This window comes from Saccharicrinis aurantiacus (genome assembly GCF_947489045.1).
GTDB classification, from domain to species: Bacteria; Bacteroidota; Bacteroidia; order Bacteroidales; family Marinilabiliaceae; genus Saccharicrinis; species Saccharicrinis aurantiacus.
Genome location: NZ_CANLCN010000002.1, coordinates 240,933 through 255,448 on the forward strand (window position 1 = coordinate 240,933; position 14,516 = coordinate 255,448).

The window sequence follows — 14,516 nt, forward strand, 5'->3', positions numbered from 1 at the left end:
TTTTATTCTAAAATTCCTTTTTCTTTACACTCTTCAATAAACTCATTTACCCTGGCCCATAATATATCTGACCCTTGCTGCAAGGGTTGATTTCTTTTAAGAACCATTTCAGAAGTAACACCATGCTTATGCCATTGTTGTCCTTCGGTTAAATAATTGTGATAAATAGGCATAAACTTATCAATTGCACCTACAAATTTAGCCTCGTTTGTTTCACCTTTCTCAAACTCGAGCCATAATTGTTTGTATTCTGCAGCCTGATCATCGGGCAATAAGCCAAAAATACGTTCCGAAGCTTTTAACTCGTTTTCAAACTTATTGTGATGCCCGGCAGTATCATAAGCAAAAACATCGCCAGCATCAATCTCAACAATATCGTGTATCAACGCCATCTTAACTGACTTCACTAAATCAATGTCCGTTTCATTGGCATGTTCATGTAAAATAAATACGGCCATAGCCATATGCCAAGAGTGCTCAGCATCATTCTCTTGCCTGCTTTTATCTAATAATAATGTTTGCCTTATTATTTGCTTTACCTTATCAATTTCAGCAATAAATTGTAGTTGCTTCATTAAACGAACTGATGTTGAATCTTCCATGCTCAAAATATTTATCCTTTGGCACAAATATTGGTTATAACTCTGTGAAATACAAATTGAAACTAAATTTGATTGAAATGGATAGCTTAGCAAAAATACTAGAAGACTCATTAAGTCCGGAATTACAATGGCATCCCATATTTTCTATGGATGAATTGTATGTTGCGATTATGTGGTCAGATATTACCCGATCGATGCATCCACTTGCTACTGACTTGCTAATAGGCAAAAACTAATATCACACCCCCAACAAACAAAGCTCGAATAAGTTAGCCCTTTGCAAGCACCCCAAGCTCTGCTGACTTTCTTCTTCGCCCCAGAATAGCACTCCTCATTTTAAGCCAACGATACTTCCGTATATTCAACAGTGTAGCAGAATAATAATTCGCATTCAGAAAGCATTCTAATTGCTTTAATTTAATCGTGCATCATTGCTTTAGGTGCTTTTAAAGAATAAAATAGGAATATTAACACATTGCCTAGCTTAAGGATAAAAAATGTTTCTATTTTTGTGTTTCAATACGATTGAATAAGTTTTAAAAAACACTATTGAAACCCTCATGGAGTATTCTTTATTAGATTTACTGAAGTTTATTGGAGCCATTGGTTTATTCCTTTACGGAATGAAGTTAATGAGTGAAGCAGTTCAAAAAGTAGCTGGATCAAAGATGCGAAGCATTTTTGCTGCAATGACATCCAATCGTTTTTTAGGTGTATTAACGGGTTTTGTTGTTTCAGCAACCATTCAATCATCTAGTGCTACCGTTTTAATGGTAGTAAGCTTTGTAAACGCTGGCTTGGTTTCACTGGTTGAATCTATTGGAGTGGTTATGGGTGCCAATGTAGGTACCACAGTAACGGGTTGGTTAATTTCGCTGGTGGGCTTCAGGTTTAATTTTGCCGAGTATGCCTTGCCGTTAATGGCGGTAGGATTCCCTTTGGTTTTTTCTAAAAGACCTCGTCATCGCTCATGGGGAGAAGCCATTATTGGGTTCTCAATATTATTTGTGAGTTTAAGCTTTATTCAGAATTCGGTACCCGATATTAATGAAAACCCGAGTATACTTCAGTTTTTATCAGATTATACCAATTTAGGTTTTGGTTCTGTTTTGGTGTTTTTACTCATAGGCTGTATTATTACTGTAATTATTCAGTCATCGGGTGTTACCATGGCCATTACTTTTGTAATGTGTAATCAGGGTTGGATTAGCTACGAGTTGGGTGCTGCCATGATTTTAGGCGAAAACATTGGAACCACCATCACACCAAATATTGCCGCAACCATTGCCAATGTATCGGCAAAAAGAACAGCCCGATTTCACTTATTATTTAACTTAGTTGGGGTGGCATGGATGCTTTGCATATTTACACCGTTTACAGAGTTTATTGAAGGTATTATAGCCAATAACAGTCGCATTGAAACTAAAAATCCGCAAGCTTTAATTCCTTTTAGCTTGGCACTTTTTCATACAACCTTTAACCTGATCAATCTTATTTTATTTATTGGTTTTGTGCCCTTGGTATCGCGCTTGGTAATTGATATTGTGCAGCACAAGGGTGAAGAAGGAGAGGAGTTTAAGCTAAGATATATTACCACCGGAATGCTCTCTACTTCGGAACTATCGATATTGCAGGCTAAAAAAGAGCTTCAGTTTTATGCAAAACATACCAATAAAATGTTGGGCTTTAACCGACGCTTATTTGCTGAAGAGAACGAAAAGAAACATAGCAAACTGTTTAATAGTATTGCCAAATACGAATCGATTAGTGATGATGTTGAAGTTGAAATTGCCAATTATTTAGCTAAAGTATCGCAGGGTAAACTGAGTGAATTAAGCCGAAAACGCATCCGCTCAATGCTTAAATTAGTAAGCGACCTAGAAAGTATTGGAGATAGCAGCTTTAATATAGCGCGCATCATTAACCGAATGCACAAGAATAAAATACATTTCTCGCCTCTTATTATGGAACGTGTTGATCAGATGTTGCACAAAGCTGAAGAAGCACTTTTAGTGATGCAGCATAACTTGAGCATTGATGAGAAAAAAGTAAGAATAGAGAAAGCTGAAAAGATTGAAACTGAAATAAATCAGTACTACTACCAGCTTAAAACGGAACACCTTGAGTATTTGAATGAAAAAGAATACACCTATGAGGCTGGCACAATTTTTACCGATTTAATTACGGAGTGTGAAAAAATTGGTGATTACGCCATTAATGTATCTGAAGCACTAAACAACATGAATAAGTAGAAATAAGAAAGCCAGTACGTAAAAACGAACTGGCTCAGTAATCCTCTTTGTACAGTTTTAAGCTACTTTACTTAATCGGCGCTGACGCACCACTTCGTTGGCATCGTTAATGTACTTGGCAATATTTGCACAGGGTACTTTGTAATTTGCTAACTGAATGGCTTGCATACCGCGTAGGTAAACAATTAGCTTTCCGTTCAACAGTTTTATTAATTCTTGCTTTAGCTCCGATGCATTGGCACTCTCAAGCTTGGCGTTTAGTTGAGTCGCATTCTCTTTCTGAAAGGCTAGAAACTCCGTTTCCTGCGTATCTAGCGTGATAAGCAAGGCACCAACACCCACTAATATATCTATTGCAGCCTTCAGTTGAGCCGCATTCATATCCGCTAAAAACGACTTTATTAATGCCGACTGCGGAACATAACCTACCTCAATAAGCTCAAAACCATATTTCTTAATAACGGCATCCACCTTTTGGGCCGCCGCAGCTACATTGGCATCAGGATGATGCAAATAACCGCGCACTAGGTAAACAATAGACTTGTAGGTACTGTCTCTACCAGAGTCTTTATCCTGTAAACTTAAGGACACCTCATCCTTATTCATGGCATCAACTATGGCATCCACTATGGGCGATGCCTTTGATACTATATTAGCTAAGTTGGCATCACTTTCAATAAGTTCTGCACTAAACTCGCCTAAGCAAATTTGACCTAAACCAGCTAGTTCGGCAACCCGAATATCTGTTCTTATCTTCTGAATTTTTTCCATAAATTTTAATTTAGATTATTTATTAAGAGGATTATTATTTCTATCATTCAATGGGTAATAGCATCGGTAAAATGGCTCTTTGTTAAGGAATTATGATTTTACAAAAAACAACCCCACACGGTAAGTTACTGATAATGAACCAACTCCTAAATACATTTTAACCTTCTACAGTTTTGGGCATATCCCATATAGATTATGGCTACCGGCGAAGCAAATAGCCTTCGCCCATATGGGATATTGGCTTCCAGCACAACTTTTAGCATTATCGTATATACGCAAAGCGCTTCAGGAAAGAATTTTGCCTATAATCTATATACGCAAAGCACTTCCGGCGAGAATTTGGCCAATAATCTATTTAGATTATGGCTTCGGGCAATACATTGGACTTTCGCCCATATGCGATAAGCCTAAAATTCAATAATCCGATTCGTATAAAGTACTATGGTGATAAGTGCACTGTGCAGGATAGTTTATACAACTATGTTTTTTGTTTGATGATGGTATTGCTACAGAATATAACAATGGATTTTGGGTTTTGGGGGCTTAGTTTGGGCATTGGGCCTTGGATACGTTTCATAAGGGATTTGTTAAAGTTTTACTACATCTAATATAATAATTTTTGTTTAATACACTTGTTGATAGGTGTTTATTATTGAAGTTGTTTAAAGGAATATTTTACATTGTTGCCATGATGCAATAAGAGTAATAGGACTTTTATTGTAGATACTTTATGGAAAGGTGCCAATACTCTGTTGTTTTAACTTTTAAATAGCTGGTTACAAACCGTCTTATGCAAGGCTAAACTTTACTGCTTGCTTATTGCACGGTTTTAAATGCGTGCTCAGCGAAGTGTCTCGCTTCGTTGTTCTTCGCAGGCCTCTGGCCAACTAAATAAAAATGCTAAAATATAAGTTTTGTACAAAACAAAGGATAGAAGCCTTGTGGCATAAGACATAGCGAAACGCTATGCCGAACATGAATATTGTTACTTTGGTGCTACGCTGAGCGGGGGACTAGCATGGGTAGGCGGCTTCTTAAGTGCATCTTTTACCACTTGTGCTACCGTCTCTTTATTTATACCTTTTGTTTTACAATATTTTCCGTCGAGCCAATCCACAAGCAACTTTGCCCCCTTACTAGCATTACATGAGATACAACACAATGCAATATTATCTATGGTTGAAATACGAATATCATTAACGATATGTTCCCATGATGGTTTTGTCTTTCTTGAGTCGTGATTTTTAGAAAAATCAACACCACAATAAACACATATCAAATCTCTATTTACAACATACTCTTCTACTTCTTTTGGTATTCCCCACCTATTAGCCATATTTTTAGTTGTTTTTATGTTGTCAACACTTCTATGCTCCAAATATAAAACTATTGTGATGCATTTAGAAAAGATTACAAAACCAACATACCAAGTACTATGAACACCACGCTCAGCGAAGCGTCTCGCTTCGTTGTTCTTCTCAGGCCTCTGGCCGATTTACTATATAGTCTTCCATGTGGTAGTAATTATTGATACATCTAATAGAATTGGTTGTTCTAATGCATAATTACTTGCACTGCTATATAAATAATCTTCGGGCTCTTTTACTATGCCAGCTCTTACAGGATTATCATGGATATATTCTAACTTCTGATCTATGAACTTATCGGAATACAAATGAATGGCGTGATTCTCATGCGTAAATACTTGATATTGACTATTACGCTTGTGCTTTATTGCAGCTTGTTTAAATAAGTATAGTAACCATTCGCGCCTACTTTCTGCTCCTTCTGTTATGCGGTTCAAAATACACTTGCTTGTGTAGCTTTTAAAGTCGCGCAGTACGGCACTTAAATTATTATCCTCAGCTTGTGCAATTATATGAATGTGGTTACTCATTATTACATAAGCATATACTACTAAACCTTTGTGTTGCTGACAATACTTTAAATTATCAATTACTATATCTCTATAATCTTGCCGACTAAATAAATCTACCCACCCTACTATTTGTATGGTTAAATAATAAAGTCCATCCTGTTCTTTAATTTGATATCCTGTACTCATTCTTAATATTTATTATACAGGCTATAAGCCTTGTGGCATACGACATAGCGAGACGCTATGCCGAACGTGAATATTGTTACTTTGGTGCTACGCTGAGCGGGGAGGATAGCATGATTGATTATTCCAATTGCTTACAAACCATTCTTATTTTATTTCATGTCTTCCACTCTGTAAAAAAGTCACAGTTGGTAAACTTTTTGATTCGTTAAACTTGTCATATGCCGCTTTTAAATCTGTCCATAGATTTACTTTATCTTTCTCAGAATTATACTTCTCAACTAAATTTTTATAATTATTATCTGTCAGTCTAGCTGGATACACTGTAACTGGAATTTTACTCTGGCCACAATCTTTCGCTTCTATACAAAACAAATACAATTCCTTTATTTCATTATCAGTTATCGGCAAACATCCTATAGTTACACAATCTCCATGAATACAAATATTTCCTCCTAATTTCTGTTTATAACCAAGTATACGATCTGATTTGTTTGGATAATTAATTCGCATTGAAAGATAATATGAACTGGCTGGATTAAATGCGTCTATATGGTAGAAACCCTCTGGAATTTGAAAATCTCCTTCCTTGCGCTTAGGGCCAAGCCTCCCGGAAGTTCTACATACATCATAGATCTTAATTAGTTTAAACTTCTTTTCTCCTTTATTTCTTGCCCATAACTCTATCTTCTTCTCATACTTAAACGCTCGCAAATAAATCTCTAGCTTTTCTATTTCAACTAACTTTTCTGTAAGAAGCTTAATTACTCCAGCCTCCTTTTCTGCATAAGCAGTTCTTACCCTAGAATATCGCTTTTGATTTTCTTTAAACTTTCCTGGCATCAAAGACAAGAAAAGTAAGGCTGTTAAGATTAGTGCTAACTTATTCATAAAATGGTTTCTAACTTATTATATCATATATATCGCATACGACTCTAAGCCAAATATAAAAACAATATATATAGACCCACAACCACCTAAAAAAATAAACCTTTAGAAACCGTTTACAGAACCAAAATACAATTTATGAGTGATCAGCATTAATAATCGATACGTGAGAAGGATGACGATTTAGCCATTATTGCCTCTGAGGTGCTTCCTCTAAATATAATAAGGCCAATATCCGTAATTGATATTGGCCTTATTATATTTAGAGCTATGTATATTCTCTTTTAAACTATCATGTAATAAATATTCGCCAGTAGCTTAATTACTTTGTATTTGAATTTCACCCAATGACTCCACACTGCCGTTAGTAACATCAATATCTGTTATAATTTTCTCAAGATAACCGTCTTGAGGAATAATCTTAACATCATATTGATTACTAGGTAAAGCCCTAATCATAAAATACCCATCTTCTTTATCAGCATAGGTAGAGAAGGTATCCATATCTGATGTTATTGCGTAGATTAAAGGACTTGCTTCTATTGGAGTTATATTACCTTCAATAGCACCACTTGTAGCTTCTGTGAATGTACGAATAACTGGTTTTAGTGAATAACCTCCATTACCTTTTTCAACAATTGAACGTGCCGCATCAAAATCAATCCAAATTTTATAGGTTATTCCATCTTCAATTGTAGCATTTATCTGAAACTTTAATCCCGATTGTTGAGAAGATGGTGTATCTAAATTATAATATACGCCCCCAATTTTAACTTGATTGTTATCCCCTAAAATCAATCTCATTTGCGATATTTTACCCGTTGGTAAAGTATTATCGGCTAATAAAGTATCAACTCCATTTGTAAACTCAAGTAGGTTATATACACCTGTGTTAATATCTTCAAGTGAAGTCCAACCACCTTCATCACTACTTGAGGCATTAATCCTAATTTCCTGAATATCAATAAGGACTTCTTCATAATCGGCTGGTGAATCTGTTAATCGAACGGAAAGAGTTCCTTCTCCTTTATCATCGTCTTTACACGACCAGCAAGTTACTAGTAAACCAAGCACTAAAGCAAATACTCCAAATCTAATTTTCATAACTATTATGTATTTAATATTAAAATTATAATCCCAAAACATATATTAGCAAAGGGTATATTAAAAGTTACAAAAACATATTAGTAACATCAATACATAAAAATTAATATAGGAATTATTTAACCAAATATTGAAAAACATAGGGTACCTATAGTAAGGTATAGGAACATGCCAATAATATCGTTGAGTGTTGTTACAAAGGGTCCTGTGGCAACGGCCGGATCAATTTTTATGCGGTTCATGGCCAATGGAATAAAGGTTCCAAAGAGCGATGCAAATATAACTACTGAGAACATGGCAATTGAAACAGTGTAAGTAAGTGCTATGTGGGCTCCTATTAGATAATTATATGTGAATATTAGGGCTGCTAATACCGAGGCATTTAAAAAGGCAATGGCCAATTCTTTAAGTAGTTTGCCCCAGGTAGTTTCGAGGCCCATGTTACCACTTGCCAAGGATTGTACAATAATTGCTGATGATTGCATACCTATATTACCACCCATTGCGGCAATTAATCCCATAAAGAAGGATAACTGTGGATGTTCGTCGAGAATGCCCACGAAGCCACCTACAACGCGCGAACCTAATATACCACCAAACATACCAATTAATAACCAAGGCATACGTGCACGGGTGTGCATCCAAACGCTATCGGATGATTCAACATCGTCGGTAATACCGGATGCTAATTGGTAATCTTTTTCGGCCTCGTCTCTAATTCGGTCTACAACATCATCGATGGTGATGCGACCCACAAGCCTATCGATACTATCAACAACAGGTAGTGCCACCAAATCATACTTTTCCATTATCTGACTCACCTCTTCGGCAGGTACTTCTGTTTTCACAGATATGGCATCGTGGTTATAAATGTCTTTTACTAGTTTATCAACAGGACTTAATAAAAGTCGTTTTAAGGAGAGTGTTCCTTTTAAAACGCCATCGTTATCAACTACGTATACATAATATACTTCATCAATTTCTTCGCCTTGGCGGCGCATACTACGCAGGCATGTTGAAAGGCTCCAGCTTTCTTTTACCTTAATGTACTCCTTGGCCATTAAACCACCGGCACTATCTTCGTCGTAGTTCAGCAGGTCAACAATATCACCGGCTGATTTTACATCGGCAATGTGCGATAGTACTTCTTGCTGGCGATCGTCATCCATTTCACCAATGACATCGGCTGCATCATCGGAGTCCATTTTTTCAATGAATCGCTTGGCAATAACCTCACTGGGCAAAGCTGCTAAGAAGCGACGACGGTCGTCTTCTTCAAGTTCGGTAAGAACATCGGCTGCTGTTTCATCATCAACCAAGAGATAGATAAACTTTGCTTCTTCAATGCTTAGCTCATCAAATAGTTCTGCTATATCAACGGGGTAAAGATCTTGAATTAACTCAAAGGTTTCTTTCTCGTCTTTATTTTCAATAAGCTTACGTATGTTAGTAACATACTCTCTGGTTAATTCAAACTTAGCCATGTTTTACTCTTTTGGAGCGAAACCCAATGGTTTCTGATGGTTTTATACTCTATATTTCTCTACAAAATTAGTTAACTCAACAAATTGTTCTACCGACAATTGTTCAGGCCTTTTTGTAAACAAATCTAATTCTTTAATATGATCGCGATTAAAAGGAATAGCTTTAAGAGAGTTGCTAATTGTTTTTCGGCGTTGGTTAAAGGAAGCCTTTACCACTTTAAAAAACAATTTTTCATCGCAATTAAGCTTGTCAACATTATTGCGAGTTACACGGATTACACCAGATTTTACTTTAGGGGGAGGCGTAAATACATCCTCGTTAACTGTGAAAAGGTATTCTACATCGTAATAGGCTTGCAAAAATACGCTTAAAATTCCGTACACTTTACTTCCCGGAGGAGATGCCAAACGCTCAGCAACCTCTTTTTGTAACATTCCGACTATTTGTGGAACCTGATCGCGGTGTTCGAGTACCTTAAAAAAGATTTGGCTAGATATATTATAGGGGAAATTACCAATGATATTGAATGCTTCTCCATTAAACTCTGAGAAGTCCATTTTAAGAAAATCTCCTGAAATAATTTTTCCGGCTAATTGAGGGTAATTTTCGTTTAAGTAGGCTACCGATTCGGTATCAATTTCAATAACACTAAGATCAATATCCTTGTTTTGAATAAGATACTTGGTTAAAACCCCCATGCCTGGGCCAATCTCCACTACCTTTTTAACAGATGAATTTAATCCTTCAACAATGTTGAGTGCAATTTTTTCATCATTCAAAAAGTGCTGTCCAAGATGCTTTTTTGCCTTTACATTCTTCATTTAACCCGCTTTAACCTATACAACTTCAATTGATTTTGCACAAACGCTAATATCTTTGTAACATTGCACCCGCAAATTCAGCGCAAAGGTAAATATTAAATTCACATTTACCTTTATACTAGATGCGAAGTTGACCTTTTTAAGATAATAGAAAATTGAAGAAGACTCTTATAAATATTTTAAAGTTTGCCATTTATTTTGCCATTGGTGGTTTTTTAATGTGGTTTGTATATCGCAGTTACGATATGCAAGAGATTAAAGATGCACTAAGCGGCGGCATAAAAGTATGGTGGTTGGTAATAGCTCTTTTTGCAGGTTTACTTAGTCACATTAGTCGTACAATACGTTGGCAAATGATTATTGAACCCATTGCCAAACGAACAGATACTACCAATACATTTATTGCTGTAATGATTGGCTACTTTGCCAACCTACTGATACCAAGAATGGGAGAGATATCTCGATGTGGGGTATTAGCCCGTTACGAGAAAATATCGATGAGTAAATTAGTTGGTACTGTTGTGGTAGAAAGACTGATTGATGTAATATCACTTTTGGTTTGTTTGGTATTGGTGTTAGCGCTTCAGTTTAATATTGTTACTGACTTTCTATCTAGAAATACCGATTTATCTGGCTTTGCAAATATATTTGCTTCAATATGGACCTATGTTATCCTTTTAACCATAGTTCTTTTATTCAGAGTATTCAGAAAATGGTTTGCACAAACTAGTCCTTATCAGAAATTAAAAGGCCTTTGGAGTAAATTTGCAGAAGGTTTCATGGCTATTAAAAACATTAAGAATAAAGGTCGTTTTATTGCCCACTCTGTTTTTATATGGGTTATGTATTTCTTTATGATTTACTTAAACTTTTATGCCTTCGATTTCACTTCTCATTTAACACCACTTGCCGGATTATCCGTTTTTGTTTTAGGCAGTTTGGGCATGGTAGCACCTGTTCAGGGTGGTATGGGTCCGTGGCATTTTATGGTAATTGCTAGTCTGCAAATGTATGGCGTTGCCAAGGTTGAAGGCGGAGCATTTGCACTAATTGTTTGGAGCTCGCTTAATGCTATGATTGTGATACTTGGTATTGTTTCGTTAATTGTACTTCCGATAATTAATCGTAAAAGAGAAAATGCAAGTGCCTAATTGGCTCAAGAGATTAGCACTCATTTTATTATTAATAAGCTCTTATTCGTACATAGCCTACAAACTTTATGTGTTTGATAACTGGCATTCAGTTACAATAAATTCAAATCAGTTAATCTTAAATATCAGCATTCTTCTGCTGCTATTAGTGCTTAACCTATTTTTTGAAGCAAAGAAATGGCAAACGCTTCTAAAACCCATCACGCTTGTAAAACATGGTGATGCCTTAAAAATGGTTTTTGCCGGGTTCACCTCAGGTATAGTAACTCCCTTTAAGGCAGGCGAACCGTTTGGTAAAATTGCCTTCCTTGATAAACCTTATCGTAAGGATGCCATTATAATGAGCTACTTTGGCAGTTTGCTGCAGAACATTACCATTCTTTTATGTGGCATTATAGGATTACTTTCACACTCTAAACTTCTAAATCTAGGCATCCAGAATAAATGGGTATACACATTAATACCTATTACCTTATTGGTGATTTACATTCTCACCAAAGCACTCTCAAAAAGTAGTAGGTTTAAAGACTTTTTATTTCAAATAAAACAAAGCATTACAAAGCTATCGGTATCAAATACTTTAAAGGCCTTTGGGTATGGATGCCTCAGGTATTTTACATTTTGTTTTCAGCTTTACATGTGTTTGTATTTATTCGGATGCACTGATATTAACTTTAGCCAAATATTCATTTACTATCTACTAATAACATTATTCCCATCGCACTTATTGGTTGATATGGGTATTAGAGGTTCTGTGGCAATATTTGTATTTAGCAATAATATTTTCAATCCTGATATTTTAATGGCTGTGTTTCTAGTATGGATTATAAATCAGGCACTACCAACACTAATAGGAACTGCCACACTAGTAAGAAGATATTATATAAACATCCACAAAAGAACCCAATCAATGTAATATTCTGAACAGAATTAAAATGTTAATAGAAAACTACTTATATTTATTGCCACTTTTAATATTCTCAAATCCTTTTCATATAAAATGGAAAATTACATTTTAGATTTAATCGAAGACAACAACAGAGTTATCATTCCTAATTTTGGTGCTTTTATTATATCCAGAGATAATGGTGTTAATATTTTGTTCAACAATTTCCTAAGCTTCAACGATGGACTCCTTGTTAATTTTATTGCTGAAAAAAAGGGAATTGATACAATTACAGCCACTGATCAGGTTTATGATTACGTAAATAAAGTAAAAAAAGAACTTGACGATAAAGGGGTATTTACTTTTGATAAGTTGGGTACCTTTAAAAAGGATGATTCTGGAATATTGCGTTTTCAACAAGAAACAAATGCTTCGCTAAATAATGAAATTAAGGACGAAACTTCTGTTGATAACGATAATACGAACTTGTTAGATATTCAAAAGGACAATGAACCTGTTGAAAACGAGAATACAGAAGTTTCTAGCAAAATAGAGGAAGAAGTAAAAGAAGAAGTGGTGGTTAAAGAGCCGGTTCTCACTATTGATGATTCTGAAGAAGAAATAAAAGAAGAAAAACCTCCTGTTAAGAAAGAAAGCAAAGTTGTTACAACACCACCCATTAAGGCAACACAAAAGGCTAGTCCGAAAAAAGAAAGCAGTGCTAATTCATCGGTTATATTAGCGATGAAAGAAAAGAAACGTAAGGAAAGAAAGACCTTTTTAATAATAGCAGGAGTAGTGGCATTAGCAGTTATTGCCTTTTTCTTATTTCAATCAAAACCAAAACAAACCATAGAACCTACTAAAAAACCAATAGTACAAAAAGTAGATTCGGCAAAAATTAAACAACAAGAGGCTATACGATTGCAAAAGGAGCGGGAAGCTTTTGTTGCTGATTCCCTTAGACGAGTTGAAGAAGAGAAGCTTTCAATTTCAAATAAATACCACCTGATTGTTGGTAGTTTTAAAGTTGAAAAAAATGCTGAAAATATGGTAATATCTCTGCATAACAAGGGTTATGATAATGCACAATATTTTGATTACAAGGGCAAATATTTTGTAAGTATCGACAACAGTAAGAAGTATGGAGCGATGGAAAAAACGCAACAAACTGTGATGGATAAGGAACAAATGAGTTGCTGGATTTTTAAAATGAAATAAAGATTACTAAAATAATATTTCCAATCCCAAGCTAATTAGTTTGGGATTTTTTATGTTAACGCATTTTTAATGGAATTTATACTCACTATAATAGGCTTAATAGTAATTATATTCTATTGCTCACTTATACTTGCATTTACAAGAGGCTGGAATAAGTGCACAGCAACGCCTGTTTGTAATAGGCAAGATCTACCTAATTTAACGTGTATTATAGCCTTAAGAAACGAGGAAAACAATGTAAATAAATTGTTCATAAACCTGAACCAATTAGATTACCCGCAAAATAAAATCGAATTCATTTTAATAGATGATCACTCTACGGATAACACATATAACGAAATACAAAATTTAAAAAAGGATTTCAATTACAACCTATCGCTCACTTCTAATGAGGGAAGAGGCAAAAAAGCTGCCATTGCTAAAGGTATTTCTTTGGCTAAATATGAGAACATTGTACTCACTGACGCCGACTGTACACCGCATGAAAACTGGTTATTAAGCATAGGATCATGCTTTTTTACAGAGAAACCAGATATGATTGTCGCCCCTGTCTTTATCAAAGACCAAAGTTCATTGCTCTCTTACTTTCAAAGTGTAGATTTTATTAGCCTAATAACGAGTACAGCTGGTGCGATTGGGATAAACCGGCCAATCATGTGTAACGGAGCTAATTTAGCATACAAAAAGGAAGCATATCTTAAAGTAAAGGATAAACTAAAAGAAGAATTTTTATCTGGTGACGATGTATTTCTACTACACGCAATAAAGGGTGAAGGAGGGAAAGTAACTTTCCTAAAAGATGATAAGGCAGTGGTACAAACTGAGCCTGAAAAAAACACACTATCGTTTTTAAACCAAAGAGTACGTTGGGCATCAAAAAGTAAAGGATACACCGATTATTTTACCCTAATAACCGCGTGGCTTGTATTCCTTTCTAACCTAGCAGTAATAAGCTCAGTACTATTAATCAGTGTTTATCCAGCCTATTCTAAGTGCATTCTTTTTGCTTGGGGCTTGAAAGTATTGGTAGATGCAAATATAGTATCAAAAGGGCTGCGTTTTTTTAAGCTGAAAAATAAGAGTATGTATTTCCTCTTAACATTTCTAATTTATCCGCTATATATTGGGGCAACAGTTGTTTGGGCAGCTTTTGGCCATACAAATTGGCGAGGGAGAAGCGTAAAATAAAAGCGAACTCATGAAATGAATCCGCTTTCTGCAAATTTTGTGAACCGTGAATACATAAATAACGGTAAAATAGTTCTAATACCCA

General features: G+C 35.5%; 14 protein-coding genes. 6 read left to right on the plus strand and 8 right to left on the minus strand.

Annotated elements, in window-relative coordinates; all coding sequences use genetic code 11:
• Positions 1–2: 2 nt before the first annotated feature.
• Positions 3–602: an HD domain-containing protein gene (locus QMO11_RS04160; protein WP_075603234.1), complete on the minus strand. Its 600-nt coding sequence runs from the start codon at positions 600–602 to the stop codon at positions 3–5.
• Between the two features lie 77 nt (positions 603–679).
• On the opposite strand from QMO11_RS04160, the gene QMO11_RS04165 reads away from it, so the two are divergent.
• Together QMO11_RS04165 and QMO11_RS04170 are read left to right on the plus strand one after the other, a co-directional pair.
• The gene (locus QMO11_RS04165) at positions 680–838 is read left to right on the plus strand and encodes a hypothetical protein (RefSeq protein ID WP_171973215.1); all 159 of its coding nucleotides are present in this window, start codon (positions 680–682) and stop codon (positions 836–838) included.
• 324 nt (positions 839–1,162) lie between these two features.
• Positions 1,163–2,854 (plus strand): Na/Pi cotransporter family protein, encoded by a 1,692-nt coding sequence (locus QMO11_RS04170; RefSeq protein ID WP_282036164.1) that lies wholly within the window; start codon positions 1,163–1,165, stop codon positions 2,852–2,854.
• Between the two features lie 57 nt (positions 2,855–2,911).
• On the opposite strand, the gene QMO11_RS04175 is transcribed toward QMO11_RS04170, so the two are convergent.
• The 7 genes from QMO11_RS04175 to rsmA form a co-directional block, all read right to left on the minus strand.
• Complete coding sequence (locus QMO11_RS04175) at positions 2,912–3,625, minus strand: DUF6261 family protein (protein ID WP_282036165.1); 714 nt, start codon at positions 3,623–3,625, stop codon at positions 2,912–2,914.
• Between the two features lie 985 nt (positions 3,626–4,610).
• Positions 4,611–4,961 carry a hypothetical protein gene (locus QMO11_RS04180; protein ID WP_282036166.1) on the minus strand — a complete coding sequence of 117 codons (351 nt, stop codon included), beginning with the start codon at positions 4,959–4,961 and terminating at the stop codon, positions 4,611–4,613.
• Positions 4,962–5,123: 162 nt separating this feature from the next.
• Positions 5,124–5,690 (minus strand): REP-associated tyrosine transposase, encoded by a 567-nt coding sequence (locus tag QMO11_RS04185; RefSeq protein ID WP_282036167.1) that lies wholly within the window; start codon positions 5,688–5,690, stop codon positions 5,124–5,126.
• A gap of 144 nt (positions 5,691–5,834) precedes the next feature.
• Complete coding sequence (locus QMO11_RS04190; protein ID WP_282036168.1) at positions 5,835–6,578, minus strand: L,D-transpeptidase family protein; 744 nt, start codon at positions 6,576–6,578, stop codon at positions 5,835–5,837.
• A 315-nt stretch (positions 6,579–6,893) separates the two neighbouring features.
• Positions 6,894–7,679 carry a DUF4382 domain-containing protein gene (locus QMO11_RS04195; RefSeq protein WP_282036169.1) on the minus strand — a complete coding sequence of 262 codons (786 nt, stop codon included), beginning with the start codon at positions 7,677–7,679 and terminating at the stop codon, positions 6,894–6,896.
• A gap of 119 nt (positions 7,680–7,798) precedes the next feature.
• Positions 7,799–9,163, minus strand: a complete 1,365-nt coding sequence (gene mgtE, locus QMO11_RS04200) for a magnesium transporter (RefSeq protein WP_282036170.1) — start codon at positions 9,161–9,163, stop codon at positions 7,799–7,801.
• A 42-nt stretch (positions 9,164–9,205) separates the two neighbouring features.
• Positions 9,206–9,985, minus strand: a complete 780-nt coding sequence (gene rsmA, locus QMO11_RS04205; RefSeq protein ID WP_075603227.1) for a 16S rRNA (adenine(1518)-N(6)/adenine(1519)-N(6))-dimethyltransferase RsmA — start codon at positions 9,983–9,985, stop codon at positions 9,206–9,208.
• Positions 9,986–10,140: 155 nt separating this feature from the next.
• On the opposite strand from rsmA, the gene QMO11_RS04210 reads away from it, so the two are divergent.
• From QMO11_RS04210 to QMO11_RS04225, 4 genes are all read left to right on the plus strand, one after another.
• The gene (locus tag QMO11_RS04210; protein WP_075603226.1) at positions 10,141–11,136 is read left to right on the plus strand and encodes a lysylphosphatidylglycerol synthase transmembrane domain-containing protein; all 996 of its coding nucleotides are present in this window, start codon (positions 10,141–10,143) and stop codon (positions 11,134–11,136) included.
• On the plus strand, positions 11,123–12,052 hold the full coding sequence (locus QMO11_RS04215) for a lysylphosphatidylglycerol synthase domain-containing protein (protein ID WP_282036171.1): 930 nt from the start codon (positions 11,123–11,125) through the stop codon (positions 12,050–12,052). Before QMO11_RS04210 ends, QMO11_RS04215 begins: the two co-directional genes overlap by 14 nt.
• Before the next feature lie 84 nt (positions 12,053–12,136).
• The gene (locus tag QMO11_RS04220; protein ID WP_282036172.1) at positions 12,137–13,243 is read left to right on the plus strand and encodes an SPOR domain-containing protein; all 1,107 of its coding nucleotides are present in this window, start codon (positions 12,137–12,139) and stop codon (positions 13,241–13,243) included.
• Between the two features lie 69 nt (positions 13,244–13,312).
• Positions 13,313–14,431, plus strand: coding sequence for a glycosyltransferase (locus QMO11_RS04225; RefSeq protein WP_282036173.1), 1,119 nt, complete (start codon positions 13,313–13,315; stop codon positions 14,429–14,431).
• Positions 14,432–14,516: the final 85 nt, after the last annotated feature.